The following is a 15,330-nucleotide window of genomic DNA, read 5'->3' as shown; positions in this document are numbered from 1 at the left end:
CCGGCCGTAATTCGCTTGCCCTGGCCCCGGGGCAACGCTGCACTGTGGCCAGACATCACGAGTCGTGGTGCCGGTATCCCGAGGAGGCAGCGGCAGCAATGGAGATCCGTCCCACGACCGACAACGATCTCGACGTCTTCGTCGACACAGTCCATGCCGCGTTCGGGCGCTTCCCGGAAACCCCGATAGAGGGCGGCGGGCTCTGGTGGTCGGCGCTCGAAATGGACCGCTGCCTGCTCGCCCTGACGGCGGACGGGCGGCCCGTCGGCACCGCCGCCACGCACTCCTTCGAGCTCACCCTGCCCGGTGAGACCCTCGTCCCGGCCCCCGGGGTGACCGCCGTCGGCGTCCTGCCCTCGCACCGCCGCCAGGGCGTGCTCAGCGCGATGATGCGGCATCAGCTCACCGAGCTGCGGGCCCACGGGGAGTTCCTTTCCGTGCTGCTGTCCTCTGAGGCCTCGATCTACGGCAGGTTCGGCTACGGACCGGCGACCTACACGGCGCGGCTGACAGTGCCGCGCCACAGGGCCGCCCTCGCCACTCCCCGGGCGCGCGGCGTGGCCGACGCACCAGCGACCGGCTCGGACGACGGCTCGGTCGAGGTGCTGCGCCGGGCCGAGTGCGGCGAGATTCTGGAGGAGGTCTACGACCGGTATCGCCGCGCCCAGCCCGGCGCGCTGTCCCGGCCGCACCGCTGGTGGGCCTTGCGCGCGGGGCAGCCCCCGATCTCGCCGGCGCCGCGCTACGTCGCCGTCCACCGGGACGCCGACGGCGTCCCGGACGGGTACGCCAGCTACTCGACCGAGTCCGGCACCCTGACGGTCGACGAGACCATCGCCACCGACGACGCCGTCTTCACGGCCCTGGCCCGGTTCGTACTCGGACACGACCTGGTCTCTCAGGTCGTGTTCCAGCACGTCCCGCCCGGGCACCCGCTGCGCTGGCAGTTCGCGGACTTCCGCGCCGGCGAGGCGAGCGGCGACATGGACTGGCTCTGGGTGCGGCTGCTGGACGTCCCGCGTGCGCTGACCGCGCGCGGCTGGTTCATGGACGGCGAGCTCGTCCTCGACGTCGACGACCCGTTCCTCGGCGAACACGGCCGCTACCTGCTGACCGTGCGGGACAGCAAGGCCGACTGCGTCCCGACGGACCGGAAGCCCGACCTGTCCCTGGACATCAGAGACCTGGGCTCCATCTACCTCGGCGGCACCGCCCCGAGCACGCTCGTGCGTGCCGGACACATCCGGGCCCACCGCCCAGGCGCAGCCGCCCTCGCTGACGCACTCTTCCGCGCCGACCGCCCCCCGCACTGCCTGCACTGGTTCTGACCGCGCTCGCAGACCCTGCACAAGTCTCGTTCGCCGACTGCCCGTTCGGCCGAACCAACAGGCCGGAGACGAAGCAACGGGAGTACGCCGAGGGTCAACGGCTGAGCGGTTCGGGGTGTCCGTAGCCGTCCTTGTGGATCTCGACGCCATCGCAGAGGGATTTAACAAGTTGGGCGCTAGCGCGGCTTCACTTGAGAAGCAGCGCCGCCTCATGCAGTTGGTTGGGGAGGATATTTCCACCAGTGGCGCAGAGTCTGATGAAATTTCCAACAACCAAGCCCGTAGATTGCGTGATTCTCCTGCTATGAAAGAGCTCTGGAGAGACGCGAAGCAGTTTGGTGATCTTTTCATGGACGGGAAGTGCGAGTGGCCCGAACTGCAGAGGAAGGTGGAAGATTTCTTTACTCGTGCTCTAACTCGTGACTTGCGAACGATTCTCGTTAAGTACCCACCCTCTGGCGATATTTCCGATGCAAAGCGTGCGCTTATCTCGTCTTTGCGCAACGAGAAAATCTATGTGCTTGAGCGGGGTGCGATCGAAGACTACTATCCCGAATCGATTTCAGGGGACAAGCTGACGGCAGCGCAAAGCTTTTGCGATGAGTATCGAACGGATAGCGCAATCAGATCCGCTATCGCGCAAGATTCTCCTGCTGACGAGTGTGAGTTTGACTTGATCTTCCGGAGCTTCTTTGAGGAGTAAAAACTGGACTGTCACTGTCCGACCCGATCGGTCGGATGCGCCCAACAGCAGCTCTGGCCGAGGGCGTTCCGTGGTTCCCATAGTTATCTATGCGCCCCGACCTGGCTCCTGCGGCTTCGGTCTGTAAATGCGTCCAAGCGAGCCTCATGCGAATGCGGTTACTTCGAAGTTGCTTCGATGGCTTCGAAGATGTCGGCGTCCGTTTCCTTCTGCCAGTCGGGCAGGTCGGGCCAGTCGGCGACGTATCCGGGCTTGGGGTCCTCGAAGTGCTTGTACATCTGGGCGGTCCAGCAGGTGGCGACGAAGCGGCTCTTCTGTTCGCGGGTGAGGCGGGAGGCGTGGCGGTCGCTGAGGTCGAGGAACTGTCGCACCTGGTCGTACACGGCTCCCGCGGCCTGGCGCTCCCACTCGGGGGTCTCTTCCCAGGGGGTGATGTAGCCGGGCTTGGGTTCGCCGGGGAAGTGCTTTCGAACGCCGGTGATCCACGCCTCGCGGAACACGCGTGCGCCCTCGATCTGCGACATGCCTTCCCCTCTCGTCACGTCGTGCACAGTGCGTCGATCTCGGCACCCAGTTCGACCACACGGGCGTCGCGGGCGAGGGGGCCGAGGTCGGTTCGTAGCCCCTGGAGTTTACGGGCGACGTAGCCGGAGGACGTCGCTCGGGCGAGCTGCAGGGCCTCGCGGCCGTAGGTGAGGACCTGGTCCGGGTCGTGCCGCTTGGCGCCGATGGAGGCGAGGTCGGTGAGGACGGCGCCGCGGCGCCGGAAGGATTGCCCGGAGGCGAGTATGTCCTGGCTCAAAGCAGCGGTGAGGGCCTTCTCGGCGAGGTCGAGGCGGCCGAGTTGGAGGTAGCGGGCGCCGCGTTCCTCGGCGAGGCGGGAGCCGTCGAAGCGGAGCCAGCCGCCGTTGTGGAATGGGCCGCCCAGGTCCGTGACCTTTTCCGCCTCGTCCAGGGCGCGCTCGCAGGCGGACAGGTTCCCGAGTCCGGCATACGCCTCGGCCTGGACGGAGGCGACCCAGTGGCGGGTGGACAGGGAGCTGTCTCCTCGCCGCGCCACCCTCTCAGCCGCCGAGAGTGCGGTGGCGGCCTCGGCGTAACGCCGTTCGTACAGGTCGACGTAGGCGTGCCGGACCAGGGCGCATGCCCAGAGGTCGTAGGACTTGGCTTCCTTGCTGGCGGAGGCGGCGAGTGTGTAGGAGGCTGCTGCGTCGGTGTAGCGGTTGCCGTCGAAGGCCAGTTCACCGGCGAGCTGGAAGAGGTCGCCGGCCGCGCCGCACAGGGCCTGGGATTCGGCTGCCGGCTGGCCGTCGAGGGTGTCGTTGAGCGTGGTGAGCTGGTCGCGGACGATCGGGTACACGGAGCCTTTGGCGCGAGCGAGTTGATACACCTGCCACAGGTGGCCGTTCATGCGCAGGAAGTCCTCCGACGTCCCACGGTGGGCTCCGTCGGTGAGGGCGGCGCTGTCGTCGGCGGGCAGGGCCACGAGGGCGCTGGTGACGGCTATGGCGCGCAGGAACTGGCGTCGGATCATGTCGTCGAGGTCCCCTGAGCCGTGGTGGTCGCGAGGCGGCGACCCTGCCGACTCCGGACGGGCTGCTTGTGGCTGTCCCACCAGGGCGTCGAGTTCGTCAAGGTCGAGGTGCAGCAGCTCGGCCAGCTGTGGCCGTAATGGCGGCTGGGGTGTGGTGGTCCGGGTCTCCCAGCGGCCGATCGTGCGCCGGTCGACGCCGAGGGCGTGCGCGAGCTCTTCCTGACTGTAACCCAGCGCCCTGCGCCGCTCCGCAAGCCCCATGCCGCCCCCTTTCCACGTTCCCGTTCGTGTCTACCCTGGCGGCGCTGATCTGTCCCATGAGTGTCCCAGGACTGCCTCATGGATGCCGTGGTCCGCGCCAACCCGCTCCGGTTTTCTGGACGTTGTCAGCCACGACAACTGTGGACACCGGAGAAGGGGTGCGGGCATGGGAACGCAGAGCGCCATGTCGTCCGAGGCGGCGCAGCTCCCGATCGTCCTGGAGGCGGTCGACGAGAGCGTGGCTACGGCGCTTGCCGTCGGGCTGGCGATGCCTGATCGCCCTGTGATCGACGCGACGACCCGGGATCTGGTTGGTCACCTCAGAGCGCTGATGGCCGAGGACCTCGGTTTCGACGGGGACCCGGCCGTACAGGCGCTGTTCCGGGAGGGTTACCGGGTCCTAGACCTGACGCGCCGGCCGACCGCGGAGTCCACCCAATTCGGTGCCTACCAGTACATGCGTGAAGTCGGCCTGCTGACCCGGCGCTTCGCTGACGTCTACCGCGAGACGCAGGAACAGGACGAAGCCGATGCCTGACGAAGCCCCCACCGATCTGCCCATGCGCCCGCCCGGAGCGACCTGGCCTGAACAGGAACGGGCACGACGCCTCTTCATCAGTCCACCCGGCCTCCCGCCCTTCGTCCGGCAACCCGAGAAGGGGCACCGCGAACAATGAAGAACAGCTGGCGCAACAACTTGCGCCGTGGCCCCTATGGCTGGCGCCAGTGGCTGCTGTCACCTCTGTTCATCGCCTCCACCGCACCGGTCGGCTGCGCCTTCTGGTACTTCGACCGGTCCTAGCCCTCGACGGGCACTCACTGACTCCCGCTCTGGCCGCGCGAGCCCTCAGGAAGACCCGGTTCGCCACCGGGGCGGGCTCAACAACTCCCCAGCGGCCAGAGCGGGATCGCAGCAGGCGGTGTCACCGGCGGCACCCTGCCGCCGTGGCAGTCCCCTCGATGAGCTCCCGTCCCGGTCGCCGGTCTGCCCGCGGCCGGGGCGGGTCCAGGGCTCCGCACTTCGCGGGGCTTGTCCATTCACTCCGTAGGAGAGGAAAGGCCATGAACATAGACGAACTGTTCACCGGCGACCTGATCACCGGCGTCCCCAGCATGGACGCGGTGCTGCTCGACAAGATGCCCGGCGGTGGCGACAACAACGGCGACCACTGCAGCTGACCAGCCCGTGAACGCGGTGGAGCAGGGCCGAGCCCTGCTCCACCGCCCCATGACCGAGGGGGAAGCAGGTGCTTTCGTTTCGTGTGCGGCTGGCCGACACCCGGAGCACAGCCTGGCGCTGGGACACAGACCGGTGGGTCAGCGGGCAGAGCTGGATCAGACCCGCTCACGCGGCTGCCTTGGAAGCCGAGCTTGTGCCGGGCGATGGATCCGGCGTCTGTGCTCTGGTGAGGGAGGACAAGGGCGGGGAGGTCGACTTCGCGTCCCTGCTCCTACGCCCGGACGAGGTTCAGGTCTCAGCGGGCGTGTTCGGCACCGCGCCGCTGTATCTGGTGGCGGTCGGGGAAGACCTGTACGGCTCATGGGACTTGGCCGACCTACGGCCTCACCTGGGACTTGACCAACTCAATCCCCGGGCCATGGCGCGCACCTTGACCCGCCGGCACCGCTACAGCGCCGACACTCTCTTTGACGGGGTGTACCGGCTCACGGAACGGGCCACGGCCGTCTTCACGACCGAGGGACTCACGATCCTCTACCCCGAGCCCGCCCAGCACGTACTGGAACCCCGAAGGCTGCGCCCGGGTGTTGACCCGGTGGACGCGTTCGATGCGCTGCTGACCGAGGTTGCGGCCGGGTGGCTTTCTACGGCGAGCTGCGTCGGCGTCGAGGTGTCCGGCGGGGCCGACTCGGGCAACGTGACTCTCTCCACCGCCGCAGCCGGCTTCGGCTCCGTCCGCACATTCGGCCTGCTCATGGGCGGCCGGATCGGCCGGCTCCAGCAAGACCGACGTCGCATGCTGGTGGATCACCTGGGACTGAGGGACACCGCCGTCCCGGCCATGCAGCACCCGCCGTTCGTGCCCGGTGGGGTACGGGAGCGCGGATTGCCGCACAACCCGGCAGGAGCCTTCTACCAGGAGGCGTTCGACGTCTTGCGCGGGCACGTGGCCGCCCACGGTTGCGAGGTGGTCTTCACGGGCGGTGGCGGGGATGAGGTCAATGCCTGCCACTCCCGTACGGGTGCCGAACTCCCCGCGGCAGAGCCCATCCCTTGGCTCGGGGACAAGGCCATCGAGGCCCTGGCCCAGGTGGACGAGAACCTCGCCCCCATCCCCGTGCTCCCGGTGCCCGCGCTCATGGCCTTCGGCCTGCACAACCCGGCCTACCTGAGACTCGGAATCTGGCCGGTGGCTCCGCTCGTCCACCCCCGAATCGTCCGCTTCATGGAGCAACTGCCACACGAGCACAAGCAGGGCAAGACGATGTTCCGCGACCGCCTGCGGCATGCCGGACTGCCCGAGTCCGTCGCGGCCCCGACCGAACCGGAGAACTTCCTCGCGGTCATGGAGTCGGGCCTGCGCAGCTACGGCCTCCCCCTCCTGGACGACATGCTCCGCGAGTCATTGCTGGTCGACCTCGGCTACGTTGATCCCGTCGCCCTGGCCCAGGCCCGGGAGCACGCGGAGCGAGCCCCCGTGGTGCCTGACCTGCTGTGCGACACACTCGCCCTGGAAGTCGGACTCCGGAGCCTTGCATGAGCAGCCTGGACATCGTGGAGGCGGAACGCCTCGAAGCGTCGAACCTCTTCTACCGGGACCCCACGCTGTATGACAGCGTGCAGGCCGACAGCGACAGCGCGAGAATCTGCCGGGAACTCGTCGACCGGCACTGCCCACAAGCCCGCACACTGCTGGACTTCGGCTGCGGCACCGGCAGGGACCTGGACCTGCTGGCCCGGCGCTTCGACTGCATCGGCGTCGATCTCCAGCCCGGCCTGGTCGACTACGCACGCCGCACGCGCCCCGAACTCGACTTCCGGGTCGGGGACATGCGCACCGTCCGACTCGGCCACACCGCCGACGTACTGGTGTGTCTGGGCAACTCTCTCGCCTACCTGCACGACAACGCTGACGTCCGGGCAGCGTTCCAGACCTTCGCCGCACACGCGCACCCGGGCACCCTGCTCGTCCTGTGCTCCCCGGTAGCCCCGATCGAGTCTCCGAGCCCTCAACATGCCCGCGTAGAGACCCGCCTCGGGGCCGCCACAGTGACCATCAGCTACCAGTGGGACCTGCGGACACAGATCAACACCATGCGTCGGCACTGGGTGTTCGACTCGGGCGAAGAGTGCCACGATGCCATCCGGCGGCGTGTTCTCGGCCCTCGCGAACTGGAGCTGCACGCGCTCCTCGCCGGTTTCGAGGTCCTTGAGATTGTCAACGAAACCGGCGCACTGCCTGTCCTGGGTCCAGGCGCCTACACGGTGGCTCGCTATCAGGGGTGAGGCTCCGGCCAATGCCGCAGAGGCATGGCGGGAAGGAAACGGGGTCGCCCTCCAGCACGTGCTGAACCCCCAACCGCACAGCATCGAGGGCATCCGAAAGGACCAGCAGGTATGAGCCAGGGAGTGCCGGTGCCGCACAACGAACAGCGCCAGATCACCGATGAGCAATTCCACGACGCGGTGCTGATCTGGGACTACCACCGGATGGGCCATGAGCGGCGGCCCTGCTCCGCGGCGATCGGCCTGGGCAGCCACGACCTGGGCGTGGCCACCACTGCCGTCGCTCTCTACCGCGCCGGTTTCTTTCCGGTCGTGGTCTTCAGCGGCGGAAACAGCCCCACCACCCGTGCCCGCTTTCCCCGCGGCGAGGCCGTCCACTACCGCGAGCACGCCCTGAGCCTGGGCGTGCCGAACGAGGCAATCCTGGTCGAGCCGAAGGCCGCCAACACCGGCCAGAACATCACCTTCTCCCGCGAGCTGCTGACCGAGGCCGGGGTGGAGGTGCAGTCGCTGCTGCTGATCTCCAAGCCGTACATGGAGCGCCGCTCGTACGCGACCTGCCGTCAGCTGTGGCCCGAGGCCGATGTCGTATGCGCCTCCGAGCCAATGGAGTTGGACGACTACATCAAGTCGATCGGCGACGAAAAGCTCGTCGTCGACATGCTCGTCGGTGACCTGCAAAGGGTGATCGAATACCCGAAGCTCGGTTTCGCCGTTGAGCAGGTCGTCCCAGGGGATGTCCATGACGCTTACGAGCGCCTCCTGGGCGCCGGCTTCGACAGCCGCCTCATCAGCACCTGAGCCGCAGCCCGCCTCGGGCCGCCGGGCGGGGCGCGGCATTGCCAGCTTTGTGGCCGCCTTGCGTCCCTCGACGATCGAAAGTGAATCGTCTGGCCGCCTAAGGGATGCTCACCGCCTTGGAGTTCACGCGTGACCGAGCAGATTCTTTCGGGCAAGAAGCCCTTCCTCTACGTTGTCGTCTGTGCGGCCGGAGTTGCCGGCGACGTCGGCAGGCTGATCACCGCCGCGCAGGAGCGGCACTGGGACGTAGGCGTCATTGCCACTCCGCAAGGGTTGGGCTTCCTCGACACCGAGGCGATCGAGGCCCAGACCGGCTACCCGATCCGCTCGGCCTGGCGCACGCCCGGTGAGCCACGACCTCTGCCGCCCGCGGATGCGATCGCGGTCGCGCCGGCCACCTTCAACACGGTCAACAAGTGGGCCGCCGGCATATCCGACACGCTCGCCCTGGGCATCCTGTGCGAGGCGTACGGCATGGGCATCCCGACCGCTGTCCTGCCCTACCTGAACTCGGCCCAGGCCGCCCACCCCGCCTACCGCCGGAGCCTGGACCAGCTGCGCGAGATGGGCGTCCTGATCGGCTCGTACGAGCCCCACAAGCCCAAGGCCGGCGGAGGTGCCGACCGATACCGGTGGGAGGAGGCATTGGAACTCCTCGGCCCTGTGGTGTCCGTAGCGACGTGATCAGCGCTGGTGTCCCTTGGCCTCTGGAAAGGGCGGGGTGTGGTCGGGCGCTGCGCGGTGTGGCGGGCGTTGGCGGCCTGTGCCTGTGGGCCGGGTGCGTGGCGCTGGCCGAGGCGATGGATGCGCCAGGTCAGGGCGCGGGCAGGGCTGCGGGCGTCGTCCAACGTGCGTTGGCGGACAGCCTGGTCGAGGAGGGCGGAGGCATTGTGGCCTGCCGCCTCCGCTTCAGCGAGCACAGTGGCCAGGGCATCCCAGGCACGGTCGTTGAGGATGCGCTCGGCGTACTCGGGAACCGCCTCCTGGACGTGGCGGGCGTAGCGGCGCTTGCTCTGCAGATCGGGTGAGCGGTGGGCCAGCCCCACCAAGACGGGTTCCGCGACCTGCGCGTACGCCTCTTGCAGATGGACCAGGGCCTGTTCTGCTGCCGCTTCCTGCTGGGCGTGCTGGCGGGTGCGGTGCCAGTGCACGGCGTAGGCGACGGCGGTGAGCGCGGCGTCGATCAGCATCGCCAGTCCCGCGGCGTCGCCGTGGCGTGCGGGGGCGTTCCAGATCGCCTGGACGCTGCGGCGCAGGGCACGGGCGCTGGCGTGGTCGGCGGCGATGCGGGAGCGAGTGGCGCGCTCGAAGGTCACGGCGGCTCGTTCCAGCTCGGCCCGCGCCGCGGCCGGGGCGGTGAGGGAGAGCAGGTCGAGTGCTCCGCCGAGCGCGGCAAGTTGTCCCTGGGCCATGCCGTCGTCGCTGTGGGTGAGGTGGTGGGGGATGCGTTCGGTGGCGGCGGTGGCCTGGTGCCACGGGTTGCCCGGTCGGACGGAGACCGGCTCAGGAGCGGTCGTGGCGAGGCGCTTGCGGACCTGGGGCAGGGAGAGGTCGCCGGAGAGGGTGGAGCCGGCGTACCAGATGGGTTCGCCCTGTTTGTTGACGTCGCCGGGCAGGCTGACGCTGTAGCCGGTCACGTCTCCGGACGGCTCTGTCTTCGGGCGCACCACCAGGCCGGACGCTTCCAGTAGGACGAAGAACTCGGTCTCCGTAGAGGCGGCGGCCATGGCGCGGCGGACGCGCCGGCGCAGGATCTCGCGGGCGGTGGCGTCCTGGCCCAGGCGTTTGGCCTTGAAGTGTTCCTTGCTGGTGGGGCGCTTGGCGGCGGTGCCGTCGCCCGGCTTCAACCGCCTCAGCCTGTAGTCGACTTCGATCTGGCGGCCTTCGCGCTGGACGGCTCGGATGTCGTAGTCCCGGCGGGGGCGGCGGCCGTCCTGGCGGACGAGGGTGGCGGCGATGTGGATGTGGTCGTCGGCGTGCCGTACGGCCACCCAGCGGCAGGCTTCGGTGTCCCCGGCGGAAGCGATGCCGACGGCGGCGACGATCCGGCGGGCGATCTCCGCCCACTGGGCGTCGGACAGGATGGGGTCCTCGGGGGCGGCGCGGACCGGGCAGTGCCAGACCGTGGTCTTCGGGGCCTGGCGGCCGAGCATGGCCACCGGCTGGTCGAGCTGCGTGTAAAGCCGCTTTTCCACCTCCTTCGGGTCGCGGTGGGGACTACGGCCAGGGTCGGGGGCGAAGTCGTTCCAGGACGCGACCAGGTGGGGGTCGACGTGCTCGTTGGCGTCGCCCTTGCCGAAGAGGTAGGCGATCAGGCGGCGGGTGCTGCCCTTGCCGGTGATGATCTTCGGTATCACCGGTCCTGCCTTCCCTCGGTGACCTGGGCGACGGCGGTGTCCACGTCGGCGATCGACGCTTCGATGCGGGCCAGGAGCTGGTGGACGGCGTCCGGCTCGGGCCAGGCGCCGTCCTTGTTGAGGTGCCAGGTGAGCTGGTTGAGGTTGTTGCCGATCATGCCAAGCTGGCGGTTGGCGGCCATCAGCGCCTTTGCCCTCAATGTGCCCTGGCCGCCTGACGGCCCCCCTCCGCCACCAAAAAGGGCGAGGCCCGAAGACCCCGCCCAACCCGCAAGAAACCCCAGCTCAGAGGCGATCAGGGCCACACCAGGCAATAAGGCTGATGCCCCGCCTCATGCAACCGATGGCTGAAGTCCTGCCACTCATGCAGCAGCTGATACACATTGAACGCATCCCGAGGCCCACCCCGGTCCGGCACCGTCGACCAGATGAAAGCGGCCGCGCCCACCGCTTCCTCTCCTATACCCCGCAGCGGATCCACCACCGTCATCGGAAGCTTGACCACGGCGTAGTCGGGGTGCAGGACGACCAGTTCCAGCGGCGGCACCTTGTGGAGCGGGACGCCTTCGATGCCCGTCAGGACCATCGCGGCCATCGTCTCCGGCTTGATCTTGGTGAACATGCCGTTCATGCCGAGTTCGTCGCCGCCGAGTTCTTCGGGGCGCATCGAGATCGGGACGCGGGCCGCGGTCGCGCCGTCGGGCGCGCCGAAGTACTTGTACGTCACCCCCACCCGACCACCATTCCTGCTCGCCCTCAGCCGATCGCGATCGATGCTGCGTCGGTCGGCCCGCTCTGACTCGTTCGGTACACCCGGCATATCCGGTACTACGTGTCCCTGACGTGCTTCGTTCGAATCCTCCGCGTCGCGCCGGTGCCTTCCCCGCCGGGCACGTCGAGGACCCAGGTCATCAGTCCCCTCGCCCAGTCCGCCACCGCGATGCATATCTCCACCCGACTGCTTTTCTAGGACGCGTGGCGCCCGCCGCGCAACCCGATCATCGTGTCAGTGACCTCCCCCACGGCCGCCCGCCGAAACGTGCGTTGAAACACCTGTCCGCAGGATCTTTTCAGTCCCCGACCATCACGCCCCGCATGAGCTGTGTGTATCACGTCCAGTCTCGCAGATCGCGGGGTGGGGACGGGGGGTGCTCGGGGGCGGTGGGGCGTGACGGGGGGAGTGGAGGGGGCGGGGAAGGGGGACGGGGAGGCTGGTCGCCGGGTCAGTGGCGGCTCGCTGTCCCGGCCGCCGGTTCACCAGCGCCCCGCGGCCCCAGCCACCGGTTCGCCGGCGCCCCGCGGCCCCGGCCGCCCCCTGGCCTACCCTGAGGAGGTCACTGGCAACCGGAGTCCGAGATCATCGGAGTAGGTCAGAGAAGGTCGGAGTAGTCGCAGGTCATGAGCGAAGCGCCCTCTTCAGGAACGCCCTATCCATACGATGCGCCTGCCTCGCAGGCTCTGTTCGACCGTGCGGCCGCCGTCACGCCGGGCGGCGTGAACTCCCCGGTGCGCGCCTTCCGGGCCGTGGGCGGTACGCCCCGGTTCATGGTGTCCGGCACGGGTCCGTATCTGACCGACGCCGACGGGCGCGAGTACGTCGACCTCGTCTGCTCCTGGGGGCCCATGATCCTCGGGCACTCCCACCCGGCCGTCATCGCCGCCGTCCAGGACGCCGTCTCCCGCGGGACCTCCTTCGGCACGCCCGGTGAGGGCGAGGTGGCGCTCGCCGAGGAGATGGTCGACCGGATCGAACCGCTCGAGCAGGTGCGGCTCGTCTCCAGCGGGACCGAGGCCACCATGTCCGCCATCCGGCTCGCGCGCGGGTTCACCCGGCGCACGAAGGTGATCAAGTTCGCCGGGTGCTATCACGGGCACGTCGACTCGCTGCTCGCCGCCGCCGGGTCGGGGGTCGCCACCTTCGCCCTGCCCGACACCCCCGGCGTCACCGGCGCCCAGGCCGGCGACACCATCGTCCTTCCCTACAACGACCTCGAGGCCGTGCAGGAGGCCTTCCACCGGCACCCCGGCGAGATCGCCTGTGTGATCACCGAGGCCTCGCCCGGCAACATGGGCGTCGTCCCGCCGCTCCCCGGCTTCAACCAGGGGCTGAAGGACGCCTGCCGGCGCAACGGCGCCCTCTATATCTCCGACGAGGTCATGACCGGGTTCAGGACCAGCCGCGCCGGGTGGTACGGCATCGACGGGGTCAAGCCCGACCTCATGACCTTCGGCAAGGTGATGGGGGGCGGTTTCCCGGCCGCCGCCTTCGGTGGCCGCGCCGACGTGATGGCGCACCTCGCTCCCGCCGGGCCCGTCTACCAGGCCGGCACCCTCTCCGGGAACCCGGTCGCCACCGCCGCCGGCCTCGCCCAGCTGCGGCTCCTCGACGAGGCCGCGTACGACACCGTCAACGCCGTATCCGCGCAGATCCAGTCGCTCGTCACCGAGGCCCTCGCCAAGGAAGGCGTCGCGCACCGCCTGCAGACCGCCTCCAACATGTTCTCCGTCTTCTTCACGGACCGGGAGGTGCGCAACTACGAGGACGCCAAGCGGCAGGAGTCCTTCCGCTTCACCGCCTTCTTCCACTCGATGCTGGCGCAGGGCGTCTATCTGCCGCCCTCGTCGTTCGAGTCCTGGTTCGTCTCCACGGCACACGACGAGCAGGCCGTCCAGCGGATCGCCGACGCCCTCCCGGCGGCGGCCCGAGCGGCGGCGGAGGCCACGGCGGCATGAGCGGCGACATCGACAAGAGCGGCAGCGACATCACCGTCGTACACCTCATGCGGCACGGTGAAGTGGCCAACCCGGACGGGATCCTCTACGGCCGTCTCGCCGGGTATCACCTGTCCGAGCTCGGGCGGCAGATGGCCGACCGGGTCGCCGAGCACCTGGCCTCGCGTGACATCACGTACGTCTGCTCCTCCCCGCTGGAGCGGGCGCAGGAGACCGCGACGCCGATCGCCAAGGCGCACGGGCTCGACCTCGCGACCGACGCGCGTCTCATCGAGGCCGACAACGTCTTCCAGGGCAAGACCTTCGGCGTGGGGGACGGGGCCCTGAAGAGGCCGGAGAACTGGAAGCATCTCGTCAACCCCTTCAGGCCGTCCTGGGGTGAGCCGTACGTCGAGCAGGTCATCCGCATGATGGGCGCGCTCGACGCCGCCAAGGACGCCGCGCGCGGGCACGAGGCCGTGCTGGTCAGCCATCAGCTGCCGATCTGGATCGTGCGGAGCTATGTCGAGAAGCGGCGGCTGTGGCACGACCCGCGCAAGCGGCAGTGCACGCTCGCGTCGGTGACGAGCTTCACGTACCAGGGCGACAAGATCGTGTCCGTCGGCTACTCCGAGCCCGCCATCGACCTCGTCCCCGCCCATCTCCGCGCCGGCGCCAAGCCGGTGAAGGGGAAGGACAAGGCCTTCGGCGCCTAAGACACGGTGCGCCTGAGACACGGTGCACCTAAGACGCATCTGTGACATTTGTTGCGAATCCTCCGTGATCCGGAGGAACCTCCCCGTTCGTCGTGCCCTCTGACTGGGTGACCACCAGCAAAGCACGACGGATGGGGCAGGAATGCGCAACTTCAGCCGAAGGGGAGTTATCGGACTCGGTGCCGGGGCGGCCGCCGGCCTCGGGCTCGCGGGGTGCGGCACGCTCACGTCGTCAGACGGGGCGAACGACGCCGGAGGTTCCACGGGCGGCGCAGACAACAAGCCCGGCACCCAGACCCACCGCGCCCGCCCCATCGGCGACGGCTCCACCTCCTACACCGGCAAGCAGCCGAACCAGCCGGGCAAGCCCGAGCCGCTGGAGCCGGGCCAGAAGCCGCCGCAGTTCGTCGTCTTCTCCTGGGACGGTGCCGGCGAGGTGGGCAACGGCCTCTTCCCGCGCTTCCTCGACCTCGCCAAGGAACACGGCGCGCACATGACCTTCTTCCTCTCGGGGCTGTATCTGCTCCCCGAGTCGAAGAAGCGGCTCTACGAGCCCCCGAACAACCCGCGCGGCGCCTCCGACATCGGCTACCTCACCGACGAGCACATCAAGGCGACGCTGAAGAACGTCCGCCGCGCCTGGCTCGACGGCCATGAGATAGGCACCCACTTCAACGGTCACTTCTGCGCCGGCACCGGCACCGTCGGCAACTGGACCGCGCAGCAGTGGCGCAGCGAGATCGAGCAGGCGAAGGCCTTCGTGAAGGAGTGGCGGACCAACTCCGGCTGGACCGATCTGCCCTCCCTGCCCTTCGACTACGACAAGGAACTCGTCGGCGGCCGCACGCCCTGCCTCCTCGGCCAGGACAACCTGCTGCCCACCGCCCGCGAGCTGGGCTGGCGCTACGACGCCTCCTCGCCGGGCGGCCGCCAGGTGTGGCCGCAGAAGAAGCAGGGGCTGTGGGATCTGCCGTTGCAGCAGATACCTTTCCCCGGACGTTCGTTCGAGGTCCTTTCCATGGACTACAACATGCTCGCCAATCAGTCGGTCAACTCCACGAACGCGCCCAGCTACAACTACCCGGGCTGGCGCAAGCAGTCGGCGCAGGCATACATCCAGGGCTTCAAGCGGGCATACGAGACAAACCGCGCCCCCTTCTTCGTCGGCAACCACTTCGAGCAGTGGAACGGCGGCATCTACATGGACGCCGTCGAGGAAGCCCTGAAGCACATCGCGCGGGAGAAGGAGAAGGGCGAGGACATACAGCTGGTCTCCTTCCGGCAGTTCGTGGACTGGATGGACGTACAGAAGCCGGAGGTGCTCGACCGGCTGCGGACGCTCGACGTCGGGCAGGAGCCCGTCGGTGGCTGGAACACGTTCCTGAAGGGCGCTTCCACGCCCTCGACGAGCTCCACGGGTTCCTCGGAGAGCTCCTCGAACGCCGCCTGAAA

General features: G+C 68.6%; 15 protein-coding genes and 1 pseudogene. 11 read left to right on the top strand and 5 right to left on the bottom strand.

The features are described from left to right. Positions 1-98: 98 nt before the first annotated feature. Both QQM39_RS18090 and QQM39_RS18085 read left to right on the top strand, forming a co-directional pair. The gene (locus QQM39_RS18090; protein ID WP_301997914.1) at positions 99-1,328 is read left to right on the top strand and encodes a GNAT family N-acetyltransferase; all 1,230 of its coding nucleotides are present in this window, start codon (positions 99-101) and stop codon (positions 1,326-1,328) included. Positions 1,329-1,461: 133 nt separating this feature from the next. Further along, positions 1,462-2,031 carry a hypothetical protein gene (locus QQM39_RS18085; RefSeq protein ID WP_301997913.1) on the top strand — a complete coding sequence of 190 codons (570 nt, stop codon included), beginning with the start codon at positions 1,462-1,464 and terminating at the stop codon, positions 2,029-2,031. A 158-nt stretch (positions 2,032-2,189) separates the two neighbouring features. Here QQM39_RS18085 and QQM39_RS18080 read toward each other — a convergent pair whose 3' ends face one another. Further along, entirely contained in the window at positions 2,190-2,555 is a 366-nt protein-coding gene (locus QQM39_RS18080; RefSeq protein WP_301997911.1) for a hypothetical protein, read from the bottom strand. 14 nt (positions 2,556-2,569) lie between these two features. Next, entirely contained in the window at positions 2,570-3,826 is a 1,257-nt protein-coding gene (locus tag QQM39_RS18075; protein ID WP_301997910.1) for a helix-turn-helix transcriptional regulator, read from the bottom strand. Positions 3,827-3,992: 166 nt separating this feature from the next. Between QQM39_RS18075 and QQM39_RS18070 the strand changes: the two genes are divergently transcribed. The 6 genes from QQM39_RS18070 (at position 3,993) to QQM39_RS18045 (ending at position 8,777) form a co-directional block, all read left to right on the top strand. Beyond that, a complete protein-coding gene (locus QQM39_RS18070) occupies positions 3,993-4,364 on the top strand; it encodes a hypothetical protein (RefSeq protein ID WP_301997909.1) in 372 nt (123 codons plus the stop codon). Positions 4,365-4,499: 135 nt separating this feature from the next. Next, complete coding sequence (locus QQM39_RS18065; protein ID WP_301997908.1) at positions 4,500-4,628, top strand: hypothetical protein; 129 nt, start codon at positions 4,500-4,502, stop codon at positions 4,626-4,628. 604 nt (positions 4,629-5,232) lie between these two features. Further along, the gene (locus QQM39_RS18060) at positions 5,233-6,546 is read left to right on the top strand and encodes an asparagine synthase (protein ID WP_301997907.1); all 1,314 of its coding nucleotides are present in this window, start codon (positions 5,233-5,235) and stop codon (positions 6,544-6,546) included. Continuing rightward, positions 6,543-7,292 carry a trans-aconitate 2-methyltransferase gene (locus tag QQM39_RS18055; RefSeq protein ID WP_301997905.1) on the top strand — a complete coding sequence of 250 codons (750 nt, stop codon included), beginning with the start codon at positions 6,543-6,545 and terminating at the stop codon, positions 7,290-7,292. Before QQM39_RS18060 ends, QQM39_RS18055 begins: the two co-directional genes overlap by 4 nt. A 111-nt stretch (positions 7,293-7,403) precedes the next feature. Then, on the top strand, positions 7,404-8,093 hold the full coding sequence (locus tag QQM39_RS18050; protein ID WP_301997903.1) for a YdcF family protein: 690 nt from the start codon (positions 7,404-7,406) through the stop codon (positions 8,091-8,093). A 129-nt stretch (positions 8,094-8,222) separates the two neighbouring features. Further along, positions 8,223-8,777, top strand: coding sequence for a flavoprotein (locus QQM39_RS18045; protein ID WP_301997901.1), 555 nt, complete (start codon positions 8,223-8,225; stop codon positions 8,775-8,777). A 35-nt stretch (positions 8,778-8,812) separates the two neighbouring features. Here the strand turns inward: QQM39_RS18045 and QQM39_RS18040 are convergent. The 3 genes and pseudogenes from QQM39_RS18040 to QQM39_RS18030 form a co-directional block, all read right to left on the bottom strand. Further along, positions 8,813-10,450: pseudogene (locus QQM39_RS18040) on the bottom strand (mobilization protein); the annotation flags it as partial. Next, entirely contained in the window at positions 10,447-10,632 is a 186-nt protein-coding gene (mobC, locus tag QQM39_RS18035) for a plasmid mobilization relaxosome protein MobC (protein WP_367668926.1), read from the bottom strand. The gene mobC and the pseudogene QQM39_RS18040, both read right to left, overlap by 4 nt. 113 nt (positions 10,633-10,745) lie before the next feature. Next, positions 10,746-11,183, bottom strand: a complete 438-nt coding sequence (locus tag QQM39_RS18030; protein WP_003974483.1) for a hypothetical protein — start codon at positions 11,181-11,183, stop codon at positions 10,746-10,748. 665 nt (positions 11,184-11,848) lie between these two features. Between QQM39_RS18030 and hemL the strand changes: the two genes are divergently transcribed. The 3 genes from hemL to QQM39_RS18015 all read left to right on the top strand — a co-directional run bounded on the left by hemL (position 11,849) and on the right by QQM39_RS18015 (position 15,328). Further along, positions 11,849-13,183 carry a glutamate-1-semialdehyde 2,1-aminomutase gene (hemL, locus tag QQM39_RS18025; RefSeq protein WP_301997894.1) on the top strand — a complete coding sequence of 445 codons (1,335 nt, stop codon included), beginning with the start codon at positions 11,849-11,851 and terminating at the stop codon, positions 13,181-13,183. Continuing rightward, a complete protein-coding gene (locus tag QQM39_RS18020) occupies positions 13,180-13,878 on the top strand; it encodes a histidine phosphatase family protein (RefSeq protein ID WP_301997893.1) in 699 nt (232 codons plus the stop codon). The genes hemL and QQM39_RS18020 overlap by 4 nt, the downstream gene beginning before the upstream one ends. 142 nt (positions 13,879-14,020) lie before the next feature. Then, a complete protein-coding gene (locus QQM39_RS18015) occupies positions 14,021-15,328 on the top strand; it encodes a hypothetical protein (protein WP_301997892.1) in 1,308 nt (435 codons plus the stop codon). Positions 15,329-15,330 lie beyond the last annotated feature (2 nt).

It is taken from the genome of Streptomyces sp. DT2A-34 (assembly GCF_030499515.1).
Classification (GTDB): domain Bacteria; phylum Actinomycetota; class Actinomycetes; order Streptomycetales; family Streptomycetaceae; genus Streptomyces.
This window is presented reverse-complemented; position numbering and strand designations above follow the sequence as displayed.

Coding starts and splice junctions, on each gene's coding strand:
- QQM39_RS18070 (WP_301997909.1), top strand. CDS start 3,993: ATGGGAACGCAGAGCGCCATGTCGTCCGAGGCGGCGCAGCTCCCGATC.
- QQM39_RS18055 (WP_301997905.1), top strand. CDS start 6,543: ATGAGCAGCCTGGACATCGTGGAGGCGGAACGCCTCGAAGCGTCGAAC.
- QQM39_RS18015 (WP_301997892.1), top strand. CDS start 14,021: ATGCGCAACTTCAGCCGAAGGGGAGTTATCGGACTCGGTGCCGGGGCG.
- QQM39_RS18065 (WP_301997908.1), top strand. CDS start 4,500: ATGAAGAACAGCTGGCGCAACAACTTGCGCCGTGGCCCCTATGGCTGG.
- hemL (WP_301997894.1), top strand. CDS start 11,849: ATGAGCGAAGCGCCCTCTTCAGGAACGCCCTATCCATACGATGCGCCT.
- QQM39_RS18075 (WP_301997910.1), bottom strand. CDS start 3,826: ATGGGGCTTGCGGAGCGGCGCAGGGCGCTGGGTTACAGTCAGGAAGAG.
- QQM39_RS18050 (WP_301997903.1), top strand. CDS start 7,404: ATGAGCCAGGGAGTGCCGGTGCCGCACAACGAACAGCGCCAGATCACC.
- QQM39_RS18020 (WP_301997893.1), top strand. CDS start 13,180: ATGAGCGGCGACATCGACAAGAGCGGCAGCGACATCACCGTCGTACAC.
- QQM39_RS18090 (WP_301997914.1), top strand. CDS start 99: ATGGAGATCCGTCCCACGACCGACAACGATCTCGACGTCTTCGTCGAC.
- QQM39_RS18080 (WP_301997911.1), bottom strand. CDS start 2,555: ATGTCGCAGATCGAGGGCGCACGCGTGTTCCGCGAGGCGTGGATCACC.
- mobC (WP_367668926.1), bottom strand. CDS start 10,632: ATGGCCGCCAACCGCCAGCTTGGCATGATCGGCAACAACCTCAACCAG.